The following is a 17,767-nucleotide window of genomic DNA, read 5'->3' as shown; positions in this document are numbered from 1 at the left end:
TCCTATCTGTTAAGGATTAACAATAATAGCTGATGGAACGGCTCTTTCGCCAAGTGCATTGCAAGGATTATTAATGACACTACCATTATTATACATTGTGGTTGATGAGCCACCATCTAAATTAGAGGCGTTAGATGCTCCATATTCAAGCATTACGTTTTGTACATCTTTAAGTGATGCACCTAAACTTTTAGTTGTTCTTCCGTCAATAACGAGCAATAATATAGCACCATCCGCGCGCTGACCAATTGCTGTCCTCGGTGCAATTCCCTGACCACCATCTCCAGATTTTATCATTCCCTGATTATCAACTACAAGGGCTGGCCCAAATGAGACCGCTTCGGTTACACCAAGTGTCTTTAACTCATTCAAACTGTGAAGTCCAATAATAAGTTTTCCATCTTTTGTAATAGCCGTAATATCAACTTTTTTGTTTTCTGTATCATCATTTTTAACAATACCATTACTCATAATAATACCCGTCGGTTTTCCTCCCGTGCCAGTCCATTTCGTATTCTTTGAGGAAGAATCAGAAAAGCCTCCTGCATTAACAGCTGCTATAGAACCATTATCCTGGGCTATCTGGCTTGTTAACTCTCCCTGGGTTCCAAGTTTGTTACTGTAGCCAACTTTAACTCTAGTCGGATCTTTAATAATAAGTAAATATCCTTTGAACTTTATTCCACTTGAAATATTATATCTTTCAATACTATTGTCATGGCTATTGCTAAACTTGATATTATTACCCTGCTGCATAACTTGAACTGTATCTTCATTACGAATTTTCTGAATTTCTGCATCAGATAAAAATAGCTTTGCAATCCATTGATGACTAAGTGTAGTCATTGCTGCATCTACAATCGTTTTTTTTACATTAGTAAAAGGACCATGAAATATAATTAATGGAGCACTAACTCCTGTAAATACTAATATAAAAACCAAATAAAATATAAAATTTCTAAGTTTATAATTTTTTTTTCGTTTTCGCTGTGATATATTCTTAGCTCCCATCTTTGCCTCCTATGTTTTCAAAATATTTCATATAAAACTTAAAATTAAGTGTTACCACTAAATAATAAAATAATATAAGCACATATAACATTACACTATTGTGACATATCTTCACTCAATTTACAATAACAAGTTTATATTTATAATAGTAAAAAATCTCCCCACAAAAGTGAAGAGATTCAATGTCAACAACTTATTTTAAAACATTTATAAATACAAGTACCAATAAAAACACACCAAGGCATATTCTATACACAGCAAATACTCTCATACGCTTATTCTTTAGGAAAGTTATAAATTTATTTACAACTACAATAGCTACTATAAAAGATACAACGAAGCCTATTATTAAAGATATTACTTCTATTAAAGTAAGTGCAATTTTAGCTTTAAATAAAGTTAGAGCTGTTGCTCCAATCATTGTAGGTATTGCAAGGAAAAATGAAAACTCTGCTGCAGCGACGCTGTTAAGCCCAACAATCCATGCTCCCATTATCGTTGATGCTGATCTTGACATACCTGGCCATAGGGCAAGGCACTGAAAACATCCTATAAGTATAGCTTGCGGAAGGACTATGCTATCAACACTTCCTATTATATCTCTTTTTCTATATTTATTTTCAACCAATATCATTAAAATACCACCAACTATTAATGCGGCAAGTACAGGAACTGGTCCAAACAAAACTGCTTCAATTTTCTTATGTAATATAAGTCCCAATACTGCTGACGGCATAAATGCTACAATAACATTAGTCAAAAGCTTAAATCCTGATTGACCTGGTTTTAGATTTTTCAAAGAATCCCATAACTTAGCCCGATAAAGCACTACAATTGCAAGAATTGCTCCAAGTTGAATAACAATTTCAAATAAAGTAGCAAACGCACCTGTAAAATTGATAAAATGACCTACTATGATCATATGACCAGTTGAAGAAATCGGTAAGAACTCCGTTATACCTTCAACTATGCCCATTATTATTGATTTAAATATTAATATCATAAATTTCACTCACCCTCGTATAAACGTTTTTTAGAATTTCGAAATGTTTTCTCCTTTAATTAAAATATTAAAAACATTAAGATATTTATCCCCTTTCCATATTATATATATTATATCGGCAACATTAAGAATAGATTAAAATGCAGTTAATATTGTGGCTCCTCAGGAGATGATTTAGTATAACAGTTACTTTTGTTATAAAAGTAATATCTTTACGAATACAATAATAATGATGTTAGTCATTTGATTATAAAAGGGGGTGAATATTTTATGAGTTCTAATTTAAATAGACCCAAAGTAAAAATTTCAATAATACTAGCTATTGTAACTTGCGTTGTTATTTTAGTATTAACCTCAGGTTATTTTAAAAACATGGTACTAGTTGACAATTTTCATCAAAACATTAAGCAGAGCTCTGTTAATTTAAAAGAATTAGTATATCAAAAAGGAACATTTTCTCTTTCTAAAAAAGTACCATTAAAAGAAACGAAAGCGCATTCTATAGTTAATAATAAAGCAATAATAAAATCAAAGCAGATTGGTTATATCTCTAATGTATATGACAAAAATGGCAAGAGATATTTGAGCTTTGATGATGTAAATTTTCTAATAGGAAATGATGCTATTGAAGCAGCTAAAAATGATGGAAATGCCCTATATGAAGATGGAAAATATTACGTATATGATGATTACTATATTTTTAATAACAACAAAACTATAAAAAACTATGTTATAGCGAGTACTGCCGCACTAAACGTTCTTGGATTTTTGATAAATCCACTTAACAATGATATTAGTAACCAACCTACTACTTACTCTACTTTCAAACGTGTCACTAATAGTATGAATGAACATATGTTATGTTATATCTATACTCAAAATGATATAGTTGTAAAAATAGAAGGGCAATACACACCTTAAATATATATAAGCTGGTGAATTAATTCACCAGCTTTCATATATTTAAATTACTTGCCTATATGTACTTCTTTTAATTGAGAAGTAATATCCTTTAAGCCCATTGGTCTATCATAGAAAATACGTTCATCCATAAGTTTCGGTGTTCCATCCATTTTAGGTTTAAAATCCATTAAATCTAAAACATCATTTTGCAAATCAATACCTGGTGCTATTTCAGTAAGATAAAGCCCATCCTTTTTAAGTTCAAACACCGCTCTCTCTGTAATATACATTACTGGCTGATTTACTTTTCGTGCATATTTCCCACTAAAAGTAATTTGCTGAACTTTCTCAATAAATTTAACCATCTTACCTTCTTGTTTTATAACAAGCTTTCCATCTTTTACTTCTTCTTTAAGTCCCTGAGTCGTAAATGTTCCACAAAACATAACTTTTTTTGCATTTTGGGTTATGTTGATAAATCCACCACATCCTGCAATACGTGTACCAAACTTACTTACATTTAAGTTTCCTTCTTTATCAACTTGAGCGAGTCCTAAAAATGCTAAGTCGACTCCACCGCCATCATAGAAATCAAATTGGTAGGCTTGGTCTAGAATTGCTTGTGGATTTACTGATGCACCAAAAGCTGAACCACCTAGAGGTACTCCACCAACTGCTCCTGCTTCTACTGTAAGTGTCATATAATCGCAAATACCCTCTTCACTCGCAACTGCTGATATTACCTCAGGTATTCCAATTCCTAAATTTACAACGCTATTAGCCTCAAGCTCAAACGCAGCTCTTCTTGCTATTATTTTTCTACCATCTAATGGTGTATTTTCAATTGAATCCATCGATGCTTTTATTTCGCCTGTGCAAGCTGGATTGTATTCAACTCCAAAGCATTGCTCATGTTCCTCAGGAGACGAGACAACAACATAATTTACATATATTCCAGGAATTTTTACAAGCCTTGGATCAAGGCTGCCATTAGCTACTACTTTTTCAACTTGAACTACAACTATTCCGCCACAGTTTTTTGTTGCTTGAGCAATAGATGTTGATTCAAGAGTAGCTACTTCTCTTTCTAGAGTGATATTTCCATTTCCATCAGCATATGTGCCTCTTAGAAAACAGATGTTAATTGGAAATGATTTATATAGTAACTTCTCTTCACCTTCGATTTCAATTACCTTTACAATATCTTCTGTTGTAATGTCATTTAATTTTCCACCTTCAATTCTAGGATCAACAAATGTGTTTAATCCTACATGAGTTATTGTGCCAACTCTTTTACCAGCAATATCTCTCATCAATTGAGCAAGAGTTCCTTGTGGAAGATTATAGGCCTCTATTTTGTTTTCTACAGCTAGTTTTCCAAGAGCTGGTGACATGTTATAATGACCACCCACAACTCTTTTAATCATTCCCTCGTGTGCAAAATGATCCGCACCCTTTCCTTTTTGATTACCTTGAGCCGCAGCATACATAAGATTTAAATTTATAGGCTTACCTGTTTCTAAAAAACGTTTTTCTAAAGCTATAGTAAGAGTTTCAGGGCAACAACTGCAAACAAACCCATCAGTTACAATACAATCGCCATCTTTTACTAATTCAGCAGCTTCTCTAGCTTTTAATATTTTCATACAATTGCATCCCCTTTTACAATATTATAAATTTATTAACATAGATTAACATCCTTTTAGAATTGCTTTTCTTTTTTCAATAAATGCTTGCATACCTTCCTTTTGATCTTCAGTTGCAAAACATATTGTCCATAAGCTATTTTCATAGTTATATGACGATTCAGTATCCATATTAAGACCATTATTAATTGAAGCTTTTGCTAAACCTACTGCATACATAGCTTTGCTCATTATCTTTTCAGCCATTTCATATGTCTTAGGTAATAATTCTTCCGGATTATACACCTTGTTTGCAAGACCTATACGATATGCTTCCTGTGCATCTATCATATCTGTGGTAAATATAAGTTCCTTAGCTCTTCCTTTTCCAATCAATCTAGGGAGTCTTTGAGTTCCAGCAAATCCTGGAATTATTCCTAAGCCAACTTCTGGTTGACCAAACCTTGCCTTAGATGAAACAAGTCTTATATCACAGCACATAGAAAGTTCACATCCACCACCAAGAGCATAACCATTAACTGCGGCAATAACTACCTGAGGCATATTTTCAATTTCTGAAAATACATTTTGTGCTTTGCGTGAGAGTTCTTTAGCTTGTATTGCAGTTAAATCTTTCATTTCAGTTATGTCAGCACCTGCTACAAAAGACTTTTCGCCTGCGCCAGTAATTATTACAACTTTTATATCCTCTCTTTCTGATATTTCATTTATAACTGTTCCTAACTCTTTTATAGTCTCACTGTTTAAAGCATTAAGAGCCTTAGGTCTATTAATAATAATCTTTGCAATACCTTTTCCCTCTTCAAAAATAATATTATTCATTTCTATTCCCCCTATTTTTAATGTTTTTAGACGTTATGTTATTTCAATTATCTAAAAATGCTACCGCTAATAATCATTTTTTGTATTTCATTTGTTCCTTCATATATTTGTGTAATCTTCGCATCTCTCATCATTCGCTCAACATTGTACTCTTTCATATATCCATTTCCACCAAGCATTTGAACTGCCTCTGTAGTTACATGCATAGCTACATCAGTACACGCAAGTTTTGCCTTAGCTGCTGATATCGAATAATTTTTTCCATCTTGTTTATCAAGAGCTGCTTTATATAATATATATTTAGCTTGTTCAATTTCTAGGTCTAATTCAGCCATTTTAAATGCTAAATACTGATTTTTATATAATGGTTTTCCAAATTGTTTTCTTTCTTTCAAGTACTCTTTTGCTATCTCAAATGCTCCTTCTGCAATTCCAAGTCCTTGCGCTGCAACTCCTATTCTTCCACCATCAAGAGTTTTCATTGCTATTCCAAAACCTTTTCCCTCTAGTCCTACTAAGTTTTCAACTGGAACTATACAGTCCTTAAAAATAAGTTCTGAAACCTGAGCTGATCTTATTCCACATGTATTTTCAATTTTTCCTATTGAAAATCCTGGGAAATCTTTCTCAACAATAAATGCTGATAATCCTTTTGTTCCTAAATCCTTATCTGTAAAAGCAAATACTAAAAATGTGTCTGATAGAGGCCCATTAGTAATAAAACATTTAGAACCATTTAATATATAATGATCTCCATCTTTCAATGCTATAGTTTGAGCACCTGAAGCATCAGAGCCAGCATTTGGCTCAGTTAATCCAAACGAACCAAGTTTCTTTCCTGACAATATATCTGGAAGATATTTTTTCTTTAGTTCCTCTGAAGCACTACTAAATATTCCTCCTGCACAAAGAGATACACTTACAGAATATGCAATGCCAAGTGATGCATGTATTTTTGAAACTTCTTCTACAGCTAAAACATATGATAAATAATCTCCGCCTGAACCGCCATATTCTTTTGAATACGGTAAGCCAAGCATCCCCATTGAGCCCAACTTTTTGTATGCATCTATAGGGAATTCCCTAGTCTCATCATTATCAATTGTTATAGGTTTAAGCACCTTTTCTGAAAACTCTCTTGCTTTGTTAACAACTAATTCTTGTTCTTTTGATAAATTAAAATCCATATTGACGACCTCCTAAATTTGGTTGTTCATTTTTATACTGATCTCTTATATATTAATCATGCCTACTAATTGTATCTATTTTACATCTTCTATAATAATTTATAAATATTTATTATGTCTTCCTTGTTAGGCTCTCTTCTTGTATTTCCTGGACTACCACTATCTATTGCATCAATTGCCATTTTATCTAAATTATCAAAGAATTTTTCCTTATCAACACCAAACTCCTCAAGGGTTTGAATATTTAAGTTTTTGCATAACTTTCCAACTTCTTTTATAAATGCTTCTCCCGCCTCTATATCGCTATCACCTTTTTTATAGATACCTATAGCCTTAGCTAAATCACAAAATCTTTCTGGCGTTCCAGGTAAAGCAAAGTTCAAACAATCTTCAAGTAGCATAGCATTAGATAATCCATGAGGTACATGATAAAGTGCACCTATTGGTCTACTCATACCGTGAACTATTGTCACTGATGCATTATTAAAGGCAATCCCAGCCTCAAGTGCGGCTATTGACATTTCTGTTCTAGCTTCAACATCATTTCCATTTTTATAAGCTTTTAGTAAATATTTGTTTATCCTTTTAACTGCCGAAAGCGCAAATGTATCTGACATAGGCTGCGATTTCTTCGATGTATATGCTTCAATTGCATGTGTTAATGCATCTAGTCCTGTTGCTGCTGTTACATTAGGTGGAGCTGTCGTTGTAAAAATCGGATCTATTATTGCTAAAGTCGGCATTAGATTAGGTCCTTTTAACAACATTTTTATGTCTCTCTTTGTGTCTGATATTATGGTGAATTGAGTTGCTTCTGAACCCGTTCCTGCTGTTGTAGGTAATGCAACTAAAGGAGGGGTTGCATTCGGAATTATTTTTCCTAAATATTCATTGATATCCCCTGTATTCGTTATCATGGCTCCTACAGCTTTCATTGTATCTATAGGACTTCCGCCACCTAATCCAATTAAAAAATCACAATTTTCTTGTTTATAAGCTAATATTCCACCATTCACCATAGTATCTGTGGGCTCACTATTAACTTCACTATAAACCGCATATTCAATATGGATACTATCTAACATATCCGTTACTTTTTTAAGACTTCCAAGTTTAACCATCATATTATCTGTTACAATCAAAGCCTTCTTTCCTAGCTGCTTAACATTTTCACTAGCTTGGCTAAGCGCTCCCTTTCCAGTAATTATATATCGTGGTGTTAAAAATAAATTACTCATCATCGAACCTCCTATATCGTTGTTTTATTCTCATGTGTTGGTTACATTATACATAACATGATCAACACATGTCAATAGTAATCGCATGTTAAATCATTTTTTTAAAATATGAGTATATTTTAGTTGATTTCAGGTTATGTTGGTGTTTTTACTTATACAATTATGATATAGCATATTTTAAATATTAAATCATCTCCTGGGTCGCTGCAATATTAACGACTTCAGAAGGAAATTTATACTCCTCCTTATAGAAGTGAGAGACCTTCCTTCTAAAATGTCGTTAAGACAAATAACCCTACGCAAAGATCTACCTTTACATAGGGCTTAAAAAATTTATAAATTGTATCCATACTACTTTTACATATATGTCCGAGCGTCTTTAATAATGTGATACAAAATCACGTTGGCAAGTTCCCTATTTCTTTAATCTTATTTTCAGTATTTCATTATCTTTATCTACAGTACCTAATTTAATATCAATAGATTCAATTAAATTATTATTCGTAACGATTAATACACTCAAATTAGATTTAACTTTTGCTTTTATTAATTCATTATCAAAAGTTAATAATTTATCTCCTACTTTAACTTGTTTTCCCTTTTCAGTAAAAGCTTCGAAGCCCTCACCTTTCATCTGTAATGTATCAATTCCTATATGAAGTAATATTTCTATTCCCTCTTCAGTCCTTAAAATCAAAGCATGTTTTGTAGGGAATACTTGAAGGATTTCACCATCAACTGGTGCATATAATATTCCATCAGTTGATTCAAATCCTACTCCATCGCCTAATAATTTTTTTGAAAACATTTCATCAGGCATTTCCGACATATCAAAACACCTTCCCACAATTGGAGATTTTAAAATTATACTCTTTTCTTCTTTATCTTTTTTGATAAACTTAAACATTATTTTCATCACCTTTCTGTAAGTTAACAATTAATTATTAATTATTAATTATTAATTATTAATTATTAATTAATTATTAATTAATTGCTACATAATATTTACTAATTAAATTGTTATCAAGAATTTAAATATTTCTATCTTGGAAACAAACTGCTCATCGGTTGGCTCTTTCATTGTTATCTTATTGTTATCTGTTGATTCCATTATACATAACTTAGGCAACATATGTCAATTTCAACAAGTCATTTATCAATTTACGTTTATTTCTGATTTTTGCGTTTTTGATTTGTAACTTTTAAAATGTTTTTCTAAATCTTCTAGAGATTTACCAAGTGTTTCTGGCACACAATTATATACAAATGTCCATCCAATAACACCTAATACTACAAACACTGCAAATGAACCAGATAACCCAAGTTTGCTTAACATTGTTGGGAAGAGAAGACCAATGAAAAAGTTAGTAATCCATAGAAAGAATACTGAAATACCCATTCCTAGTCCTCTTATTCTTAGTGGAAAAATTTCGGCTAGTAATAACCAGACTATTGGCCCAAGACATCCTTGGAAGAAAGCCAAGAAAACTATAGTTAAAGTAAGTACAGCATATGGAAGCACAGGTGAGCCTGCTAAAGTATTTGTAAGAATAGTCATCGCAAGCATTGTTAAAGTCGTTCCAGTAAGTCCTACTAATAATAAAAATCTTCGCCCAAATTTATTTGAAAAGAACTTCATATAAACAAGTGCTGCAATAACAGACATTAATCCATTTCCTATATTAGCAACTAATGCTACTTGAGTTCCAAAACCGGCTTTCTCTAAAATCGATGTTCCATAATACATCATTATATTAATTCCTGGAATTTGTTGTGTAATGGCTAGTCCAATTCCAATTAATACAAGGTGTCGGATCCATGGAATATTTAAATCTTTAAAAGTAGCACGTTCTAAATGTTTATCAGCTTCAATAATATCTGATATTTGTTTAATTTCATCATCTGCTTGGTGTTGAGTACGAATTTTCCTTAGAACTTCCAATGCTTCGGATATTTTTCCGTTAGCAGCTAACCATCTTGGGGTTTCAGGAACTGTAAACATTCCAACCCATAAAATAAGTGCTGGTATAGTAGCAATAACTATCATATATCTCCAAATACTAGGAGTATTGAAAACATTTCCTAAAATTGCATTCAATATATACGCTAATAATTGTCCAATTACAATCATAACTTCATTTCGAGTAACAATACTGCCCCTTACTTCTGTAGGAGATATTTCTGCTAAAAATGTTGGTACAATAACTGATGCCCCTCCTACAGCTAGCCCTAATATAAATCTGCAAGCAATTAAAATTGAAGCAGTAGGTGAAATTGAGCAGCCTAGTGTTGCAAATACAAAAACTATAGCAAGAAGCTTAATTATTGCTTTTCTACCGTATTTATCAGATAACCGGCCTCCAACTACTGCACCTATAGCGGCACCAAATAATAATCCACTTGTAACAAGTCCTTCCGTCATAGTGCTTAAATTTAATTGATCCTTTCTTGTCATGTAAGACAGTGACCCATTAATTACCCCCGTATCATAACCAAATAAAAGTCCACCAAAAGTTGATACAGTAGCTATTCTTCTAAAATATTTTTTTTTCTTAGGATCTTGTTCAAATTCCATAATAATTCCTCCTATTATATAATTAGTAGCTAGTAAAATCCCTAAAACATCGGTTCTCCTAATTTTTAGCTGTGAAACTTTATTCAAAATTACTTTTATTGCAAAGTCTCACTATGTTTACTTTTGATAATATTATAAATCGTTTACATAAATCGTTTACACGTAATGTGTTAACTATTATTACTAATCGTAAATGTTTCCATTGTTTTTATAAAATAACTATTCATTACATTACCCCCTAAAAGTATTGTTTAGTTTCATTTTTGTTATCTGTTTGTTATGTTATGATTATATTATACTTATATTAAGGTCAAAAAGTCAATAACAATTATATATATATCATGTATTGATTATGTATTGAGCATTTATTGTTTTTTATATTAAGTTATCTTCTGGGTCGTTCCAAAAGCTCCTAGAAGATGCATTGAGACGCTCTATATCAAACACTATTGAAGACTTGGTGTAAGTGATGCCTGCTGCATTTTGTGCTGACCATGGTCTTAAATCTAACCATAAGGTACTTTATAAAAAAACATCAAAAAGAAAAAAGAACAATTTATAATATCTAATTGCTCTTCTTTAACCATTATTCCGATATAATAACATCAATCTTATTTTTTTCAAAGAATTCCATATATTTTTCAGGAGGTTTTTTATCTGTTACAAGATGATTTATTTCGCTTAATTCACAATATGTCATAAGTGCTGAAACATCAAATTTAGTAGAATCTACTAGTAAGTATAACTCATTGCTCTTTTCTACTATCACTTTTTTAAGCTTATATTCTAATGGTGAAGAATTGGTAGCTCCATTAGCTATAGAAATGCCTGTGGCTGCCATAAATGTTTTGCTTATATTATAATCTTTAAATATAGATAAGGTATTAATGACCTCAAAAGAATTTGTTTTTCTTATTAGACTACCTCCCGTACAAATAACATTTAAATTTGGATAAGGGAGCGCACTTACTATAACATTCAAATTATTAGTCAATATAGTTATATCGTTTCTATTTTTTAAGAAGTCTACCATATTAAGTGTTGTTGTACCAGAATCAATGAATATAACATCTCCATCCTTTACAAATTCACATGCAGCCTTAGCTATTGCTATTTTTTTATAGTTGTTTTTAATGTTTCTCTCTTCGAATGGTATTAAATCTTTAACAACAGCCGTTACTCCACCATATACTTTTTTTATGCTACCCTTTTTTTCAATTTCATTTATATCTCGCCTGATTGTGTTTTTGGAAATTTTAAATACATCACATAATGAGTCTAAACTAACTGACTCATTGCTTAGTATATATTCCTCGATTTCTTTTATCCTATTAGTTTTCATTATAAGATATCCTTTCTTCATGTTTTTGTATTAAAATATTACCCACTTTAATTACATAGTTTAATAGAAACGAGCCCAGCGTTGTCTATTATTTATTGGTAAGTTATTGTCACATTTAATTATAATTATACACAACTTAACCAACATACGTCAATAGAACATTTAATTATATAATTGCTAAAAAAGTAAAGTTATCTATTTTAGATAACTCTACTAATAAAATAACATAATAATTAAACTTTTCGTAATTATCTAAATTAGAAATGTTTTTATAATAAGATTATATCCCACATTTCTCCTTAATATATTTTCTAGCTTTAACTGCGTATTCAAATGGATTTGCCTTTGCTGGATCCTGTTCTGCTTCCACTAGTAACCAGCCCTCATAATTGTTTTCTGCTAAGATCTTAAATATTGTTTCAAAATTTATGCTTCCATCACCTGGCACTGTAAAAGCTCCTAATCTAACTCCATTTAGGAAACTTAACTTTTCATCTTTAACTTTTTTGACTATCTCTGCTCTAACATCCTTTAAATGAACATGCTTAATTCTATTTATATACTTTTTAAGGATTGCTATATGATCTTCGCCTGAATATACCAAATGACCTGAATCAAACAATAAGTAAACTAAATTTTCATCAGTAATGCTCATAAGTTTGTCTATTTCTTCTGTCGTTTGTACTCCTGTTCCCATATGATGATGATAAACAAGTTTCATTCCCTTATCATTAGCTAACTTTCCTAGCTTGTTTAATCCATTTCCAAACAGTTTCCATTCTTCCTCATTAAAATAGTATTTCCCATCAAATACAGCTGTTTCTAATTGGCCTTGTACACTATGTCCTTGCTCAGCTACAACGATTACCTTAGCTCCCAAATCATGTAGAAAATCTCTATGCTTAACAAATTCAGTTTCAGTTTCTTCATAGGGTTTCGTGGTTAAAAATGAACTAAACCAAGCACTTGCAATTTCAAGTCCTCTAAGTTCTAAAGCCTTTTTTAATACGTTAACATCCTTTGGATATTTGTTTCCTACTTCAGTTCCTTTAAAGCCTGCTAATGCAGCTTCACTCAAGCACTGATCAAAAGTGTTTTCCTTTCCTAAATCTGGCATATCGTCATTTGTCCATGCAATTGGAGCAATACCTAATTTAACTTTTTTACTATCTAACATAATTAACACCCCTTTAAATTAAAATTTAATTTCAGATATTTTAACCGGTCTGTTCTCATATAATGATTTCGTAGCAGCTACACCAATTAATACAGCTTGTAGACCATCTTCTGCATTTACAGGCGTAGGCGTATTATTTACAATTGCATCAATAAATTCTGTAACTTCTAGTGCATAAGCCCGCATATATCTTTCTAGGAAGAAGAATAGAGGTTTTTCTCCTGTAACACCAGCTCCATTTGATATTACCGCTGTTGAAGTGCTGTCATTTGCTACTGCAACTTGACCTAATGATCCAAATACTTCTGCCCTTTGATCATATCCATAAGCTGATTGCCTTGAGTTATCAATAACTGCTAAAGTTCCATTTTTCATCTTTAATGTTATAATTGCTGTATCAATATCTCCAGCCTCACCTATAGCCTTATCAATTAATACCCCACCAGCTGCATATACCTCTTCAACCTCACTGTCTAAAAGATATCTTACCATATCAAAATCATGAATTGTCATATCTAAAAACATGCCACCAGAAACTTTTACATAATCAATTGAAGGTGCTTCAGGATCTCTTGAAGTTATTTTCAAAATACGAGGTTCTCCAATTTTTCCGGCAACAACCGCATTCTTAACTGACATAAAATTATGGTCAAATCTCCTATTAAAGCCTACTTGATATTTAACCTTGGATTTGCCTAATTCATTAATAACTTCCTTTATTCTTGATAAATCATGATCAATTGGTTTTTCACAAAAAACATGTTTTCCTGCTCTTATTGCCTCTATTGAGATTGGAGAATGTGTATCTGTTGAAGAGCAAATTAATACTGCATCAATTTCTGGATCTTCTAGTATTTTTTTATAGTCAGTATATATTTCATGTATTCCTTTACTTTTCGCCCATTCTCTTGTATCATCGTTTAGGTATGCATCTGCAATTGACTTTATTTCAGCATTTTTCACATATTTTGATATACTTTCTCCATGTACCTTTCCAATTCTTCCTGCACCAATAATTCCAACTTTTAACATAATAGCATCTCCCCTAGTTTTAGTATTTTCTTGCATTTGTAAGATTATCTTTATTGTCAATATAAGCATTTTTTATTGATTCTTTATTTGAAACCTCAGCAACACCTACATGCCACCAAGAATCATAACCATCTGTCATTGTTTTTGGAAGTGTTTTTATATCTATTAAAGTAGATCTAGTTTGTTTTTTTGCATCTACTAGTGCTGCTTTAAGTTCTTCTATTGTTTTAACTGTATAGCTTTTTACTCCATACCCCTGTGCACATTTTGCAAAATCTATTGAAATTAGTCCACCATCAAGCTTACCACTTTCTTCATTTCTATATCTGAATTCGGTTCCAAAACTACCCATTCCATTTCCCATTTCTAGATTGTTAATACAACCAAATCCGCTATTATCAAATAACAATACATTTATCTTCTTGTTTTCTTGGATAGAGGTTACAAGTTCCGAATGAAGCATTAAGTAACTTCCATCCCCAACCATTGCATATACCTCTTTATTAGGTTCTGCAAGCTTCACTCCAAGAGCCCCTGATATTTCATATCCCATGCATGAAAAACCATATTCCATATGGTAGCTATATTTATCTTTTGAAACCCATAACCTTTGTAGATCTCCTGGTAAACTGCCTGAAGCACCAACTACAACATAATCTTTTTCAAGGAACTTGTTAATTTCACCTATAGCTGTAGTTTGTGGAAGAGCTTCTCCGCAAAGTTCATAAAATTCTTTTAAACTTGCTTCATTTTGACTTGCTATTTCTGGTTTGAAATCATCTTTACCATATTTTATACTATATAATCTATCAATTTCTTTTTCCCATTTATTTTTCGCATCAGAAATTTCTTTATTATATTTGCTCTTATATCCTTTTTCAATAAGCTTATATATAAGTTCTTTTAAATTAACCAATACATCTCCAACAACTTTAGTAGCATCCATTTTATTTGCATTATATCTAGATGTGTTTATTGTTAAGAACTCAACTTCATCATTTTTAAATAATCCTTTAGAACCCGTTGTAAAATCTGTAAATCTTGTTCCAAGTCCTATTATTAAGTCAGCGTCTTTAGCTATAAGATTTGCAGCAAGATTGCCTGTAACTCCGACTCCACCTAAATTTAGATAATAAGTTGATTCTACTGTACTTTTTCCTGCCTGCGTTTCAGCAATAGGTATGTTAAATTCCTGCGCAAATTTCTTTAGTTCTTCACCGGACTCTGAATATTTAGCTCCTCCACCACAAATAATTAATGGTTTTTTCTTTCTAATTATTAGGCTTATAGCATCTTCTAGTTCTGCATCTGTACCTTTTCTTCTTTCAATTCTATGAACTTTCTTATTAAAAAAATATTCTGGATAATCATAAGCTTCTGCTTGAACATCCTGTGGCAGTGCGATACATACTGCGCCAGTATCTCCCTCATCTGTTAATACTCTCATTGCATTTATCATAGCTGACATCAATTGTTCCGGTCTGCTCACTCTATCCCAATATTTAGTTACAGGTTTAAAAGCATCATTTGTACTAATTGAAGCATTGTGTTCTTGTTCAACTTGCTGAAGTACAGGATCTGGCTGCCTTGTAGCAAATGTATCACCTGGCAATAATAGTACAGGTATATTATTTGCTGTTGCTGTTGCTGCAGCAGTTATCATATTAGCAGCACCAGGTCCTACAGATGATGTGCACGCGTATATTTGTTTTCTTCTTTTTTGCTTTGCAAAAGCTACAGCTGCTTGAACCATACCTTGTTCATTTCTTCCTTGACGAACTATTAAATCACCTGGATCTTGCTCTAATGCTTGCCCAAGACCTAGTACATTTCCATGCCCAAATATTGTGAAAATCCCTTCAACAAATCTTTCTTCTTTACCATCAAAACTCACAAACTGGTTATTTAAAAATTTGATTAATGCTTGCGCTGTAGTTAGTCTAATTGTACCCATTTCAAACCTCCTAATATCTTAATTTGTCATTTATATTATTTATCAGGCCAAACTTTAACATCTTTTTCCCAAAGCCATTTATGCTCTGGTACGTCTATCCTGTCTGTCCATGGATTGTTTTCTAAATGTCTAATCATCCAGCAATAATACATTGCATATCCTGGTGCTGATGTTTGTGGATGAACAAGACCTCCTGGTATTGTAGCAAAACTTTCATCAGTTATTTTATAAGCCTCGTCACCAATTAAACATAAACCTAGACCTTGAGGTTTGTTAAATTTATAGAAATATACCTCTGGTTGTGGATGATAATGTGGTGGATAGCTTGACCATTTACCAGGATAAGTTATAACTTCACCCATGACCATATTAGAATAAGGTGCATTCTTATAATCAAATACAGTTCTAACTACCCGCCTTGCAGTACCATTCCATGTACCTTCTCCAAAGATATCACTTTGGCAATCTTCAGGCGCATAAAATTTAGGTTCAAATTCTTCTTTATTGTCTGTAGATTGAATAAGTATTTCACTTTCATCCTCTGCAGTTAATTCAACCTTTATATTTTTTGATACGTGAAGACACCATGGATCCTCATCAAATACAGAATCTCTCTTCATTATTTTTTCGTTTTCTTTCCAACTTATTTTTATCTTTCCTGTTAGGAGAAGTAATGCCATTTCTTTATCATTTTCATAATATTCTTTTGTTTCTCCCTTTCTGAATTTCACGACTACTATATCCATTAACATATCTTTGTTCTTACCATCAATTTCACACAAGTAGTTTCCGCCATACTTTATGCCACCTAAACTATGAACCATGTTAATACCTCCTTATAAATCTTTTTTAAACTCGTGCAACCATTTCTCCATGTTCTTCTTTACTCTTTCTTATAAATTCTTTAATCTCTTTAGCTTTTGGCATTGCATCTGAGCAACTGTGACTTGCAACAAGCATTGCAGCTGAAGCGCTACCAAACTCTAAGCAATCAATAATATCCCAGCCTTCAAGTAATCCATAAACAAATGCAGAACCATAAGCATCTCCACCACCAAAAGATTTAAGAAGTTTAACTGGGAAAGGCTTTATATTATAGCTTTTTTTATCTGATGTATAAGCAGTTGATCCATCTTTCCCATGTTTTATAACAACAATTTTATTCCCATAACCGAACCATCTATTAGCAATTTCCTGATCACATTTATCTTGTCCAATTATTCCTTGAGTTAATTCAAATTCTTCGCTTGAACCTATTATAACGTCACTAGCCTTCGCAACAATAGCATAGTAAATTGCAATTTCGTCCTTATTAAGCCATGTATATTCTCTATAATCAATATCGAATATAACTACTGTATTATTTTTCTTTGCATACTCTAATGCTTTCAAAGTAGCTTCTCTTGAAGGGCTCTGCGCTAGAGCAGTCCCAGATATTATAATAGCCTTAGAATTTTTAATGTATTCTTCGCTTATTTCGCAGGCTTCGAGAGCTAAATCTGCAACACCGGTTCTATACATTAATATGCTACTTTGTGTTGGACTTAGTATTTCCGTGAAGGTAAGCCCTAAAGATTCTCCATTTTTAGCAATGGCAACCTGCGACGTATCTATTCCTTCATTTTTAAAATAGTTAATAATAAATTCACCAAATCTATCATCTGAAACTTTGCCAATAAACCCTACCTTTTTACCTAATCTTGCAAGTCCTACAGCAGTGTTCGCTGGTGACCCACCTAAATATTTTTTAAAAGTTGTACTTTCTGAAAGTGGCATATTTATATCAATAGGATTAAAATCAATTGCAGCTCTACCTATTGGAACAATATCGAATTTCCTACTATTATCAAATTTAATGTAACCCATCATTTTGCCTC

15 protein-coding genes are annotated in these 17,767 nt (G+C 32.2%); 1 reads left to right on the top strand and 14 read right to left on the bottom strand.

Features of this window, described 5'->3' with window-relative positions:
• Positions 1 to 9 precede the first annotated feature (9 nt).
• Together A7L45_RS09300 and A7L45_RS09295 are read right to left on the bottom strand one after the other, a co-directional pair.
• Positions 10 to 1,011, bottom strand: coding sequence for a phosphodiester glycosidase family protein (locus tag A7L45_RS09300; RefSeq protein WP_071612518.1), 1,002 nt, complete (start codon positions 1,009 to 1,011; stop codon positions 10 to 12).
• Positions 1,012 to 1,204: 193 nt separating this feature from the next.
• Positions 1,205 to 2,014, bottom strand: a complete 810-nt coding sequence (locus tag A7L45_RS09295; protein WP_071612517.1) for an undecaprenyl-diphosphate phosphatase — start codon at positions 2,012 to 2,014, stop codon at positions 1,205 to 1,207.
• Positions 2,015 to 2,284: 270 nt separating this feature from the next.
• Here A7L45_RS09295 and A7L45_RS09290 point away from each other — a divergent pair, with 270 nt between their 5' ends.
• Entirely contained in the window at positions 2,285 to 2,935 is a 651-nt protein-coding gene (locus A7L45_RS09290; protein WP_071612516.1) for a hypothetical protein, read from the top strand.
• 47 nt (positions 2,936 to 2,982) lie between these two features.
• Here A7L45_RS09290 and A7L45_RS09285 read toward each other — a convergent pair whose 3' ends face one another.
• The 12 genes from A7L45_RS09285 to iolC all read right to left on the bottom strand — a co-directional run bounded on the left by A7L45_RS09285 (position 2,983) and on the right by iolC (position 17,756).
• Entirely contained in the window at positions 2,983 to 4,563 is a 1,581-nt protein-coding gene (locus A7L45_RS09285) for an acyl CoA:acetate/3-ketoacid CoA transferase (RefSeq protein WP_071612515.1), read from the bottom strand.
• Between the two features lie 45 nt (positions 4,564 to 4,608).
• Positions 4,609 to 5,385 carry an enoyl-CoA hydratase-related protein gene (locus tag A7L45_RS09280; protein ID WP_071612514.1) on the bottom strand — a complete coding sequence of 259 codons (777 nt, stop codon included), beginning with the start codon at positions 5,383 to 5,385 and terminating at the stop codon, positions 4,609 to 4,611.
• Positions 5,386 to 5,432: 47 nt separating this feature from the next.
• A complete protein-coding gene (locus A7L45_RS09275) occupies positions 5,433 to 6,572 on the bottom strand; it encodes an acyl-CoA dehydrogenase family protein (protein ID WP_071612513.1) in 1,140 nt (379 codons plus the stop codon).
• Between the two features lie 89 nt (positions 6,573 to 6,661).
• Complete coding sequence (locus A7L45_RS09270) at positions 6,662 to 7,810, bottom strand: iron-containing alcohol dehydrogenase (RefSeq protein WP_071612512.1); 1,149 nt, start codon at positions 7,808 to 7,810, stop codon at positions 6,662 to 6,664.
• A 415-nt stretch (positions 7,811 to 8,225) separates the two neighbouring features.
• Positions 8,226 to 8,717: a PTS sugar transporter subunit IIA gene (locus A7L45_RS09265; RefSeq protein WP_071612511.1), complete on the bottom strand. Its 492-nt coding sequence runs from the start codon at positions 8,715 to 8,717 to the stop codon at positions 8,226 to 8,228.
• A gap of 249 nt (positions 8,718 to 8,966) precedes the next feature.
• A complete protein-coding gene (locus A7L45_RS09260) occupies positions 8,967 to 10,385 on the bottom strand; it encodes a sugar porter family MFS transporter (protein ID WP_071612510.1) in 1,419 nt (472 codons plus the stop codon).
• A gap of 586 nt (positions 10,386 to 10,971) precedes the next feature.
• Positions 10,972 to 11,727 (bottom strand): DeoR/GlpR family DNA-binding transcription regulator, encoded by a 756-nt coding sequence (locus A7L45_RS09255; RefSeq protein ID WP_071612509.1) that lies wholly within the window; start codon positions 11,725 to 11,727, stop codon positions 10,972 to 10,974.
• 280 nt (positions 11,728 to 12,007) lie between these two features.
• Positions 12,008 to 12,904 (bottom strand): myo-inosose-2 dehydratase, encoded by an 897-nt coding sequence (gene iolE, locus A7L45_RS09250; protein WP_071612508.1) that lies wholly within the window; start codon positions 12,902 to 12,904, stop codon positions 12,008 to 12,010.
• Positions 12,905 to 12,922: 18 nt separating this feature from the next.
• Positions 12,923 to 13,936, bottom strand: a complete 1,014-nt coding sequence (iolG, locus tag A7L45_RS09245; RefSeq protein WP_071614932.1) for an inositol 2-dehydrogenase — start codon at positions 13,934 to 13,936, stop codon at positions 12,923 to 12,925.
• A 19-nt stretch (positions 13,937 to 13,955) separates the two neighbouring features.
• The gene (gene iolD, locus A7L45_RS09240; protein ID WP_071612507.1) at positions 13,956 to 15,890 is read right to left on the bottom strand and encodes a 3D-(3,5/4)-trihydroxycyclohexane-1,2-dione acylhydrolase (decyclizing); all 1,935 of its coding nucleotides are present in this window, start codon (positions 15,888 to 15,890) and stop codon (positions 13,956 to 13,958) included.
• Positions 15,891 to 15,925: 35 nt separating this feature from the next.
• On the bottom strand, positions 15,926 to 16,714 hold the full coding sequence (locus A7L45_RS09235; RefSeq protein WP_071612506.1) for a 5-deoxy-glucuronate isomerase: 789 nt from the start codon (positions 16,712 to 16,714) through the stop codon (positions 15,926 to 15,928).
• Between the two features lie 25 nt (positions 16,715 to 16,739).
• Entirely contained in the window at positions 16,740 to 17,756 is a 1,017-nt protein-coding gene (gene iolC, locus A7L45_RS09230) for a 5-dehydro-2-deoxygluconokinase (RefSeq protein ID WP_071612505.1), read from the bottom strand.
• Positions 17,757 to 17,767 lie beyond the last annotated feature (11 nt).

Origin of the sequence: Clostridium estertheticum subsp. estertheticum, from assembly GCF_001877035.1 — a bacterium.
Taxonomy (GTDB): Bacteria; Bacillota; Clostridia; order Clostridiales; family Clostridiaceae; genus Clostridium_AD; species Clostridium_AD estertheticum.
The sequence above is the reverse complement of the archived record's forward strand: the minus strand, read 5'-3'. Positions and strand labels throughout refer to the sequence as shown.

Excerpts from the sequence above, each read along its gene's own strand:
- A7L45_RS09300 (WP_071612518.1), bottom strand. The coding sequence starts at position 1,011 with ATGGGAGCTAAGAATATATCACAGCGAAAACGAAAAAAAAATTATAAA.
- A7L45_RS09295 (WP_071612517.1), bottom strand. The coding sequence starts at position 2,014 with ATGATATTAATATTTAAATCAATAATAATGGGCATAGTTGAAGGTATA.
- A7L45_RS09290 (WP_071612516.1), top strand. The coding sequence starts at position 2,285 with ATGAGTTCTAATTTAAATAGACCCAAAGTAAAAATTTCAATAATACTA.
- A7L45_RS09285 (WP_071612515.1), bottom strand. The coding sequence starts at position 4,563 with ATGAAAATATTAAAAGCTAGAGAAGCTGCTGAATTAGTAAAAGATGGC.
- A7L45_RS09280 (WP_071612514.1), bottom strand. The coding sequence starts at position 5,385 with ATGAATAATATTATTTTTGAAGAGGGAAAAGGTATTGCAAAGATTATT.
- A7L45_RS09275 (WP_071612513.1), bottom strand. The coding sequence starts at position 6,572 with ATGGATTTTAATTTATCAAAAGAACAAGAATTAGTTGTTAACAAAGCA.
- A7L45_RS09270 (WP_071612512.1), bottom strand. The coding sequence starts at position 7,810 with ATGAGTAATTTATTTTTAACACCACGATATATAATTACTGGAAAGGGA.
- A7L45_RS09265 (WP_071612511.1), bottom strand. The coding sequence starts at position 8,717 with ATGTTTAAGTTTATCAAAAAAGATAAAGAAGAAAAGAGTATAATTTTA.
- A7L45_RS09260 (WP_071612510.1), bottom strand. The coding sequence starts at position 10,385 with ATGGAATTTGAACAAGATCCTAAGAAAAAAAAATATTTTAGAAGAATA.
- A7L45_RS09255 (WP_071612509.1), bottom strand. The coding sequence starts at position 11,727 with ATGAAAACTAATAGGATAAAAGAAATCGAGGAATATATACTAAGCAAT.
- iolE (WP_071612508.1), bottom strand. The coding sequence starts at position 12,904 with ATGTTAGATAGTAAAAAAGTTAAATTAGGTATTGCTCCAATTGCATGG.
- iolG (WP_071614932.1), bottom strand. The coding sequence starts at position 13,936 with ATGTTAAAAGTTGGAATTATTGGTGCAGGAAGAATTGGAAAGGTACAT.
- iolD (WP_071612507.1), bottom strand. The coding sequence starts at position 15,890 with ATGGGTACAATTAGACTAACTACAGCGCAAGCATTAATCAAATTTTTA.
- A7L45_RS09235 (WP_071612506.1), bottom strand. The coding sequence starts at position 16,714 with ATGGTTCATAGTTTAGGTGGCATAAAGTATGGCGGAAACTACTTGTGT.
- iolC (WP_071612505.1), bottom strand. The coding sequence starts at position 17,756 with ATGGGTTACATTAAATTTGATAATAGTAGGAAATTCGATATTGTTCCA.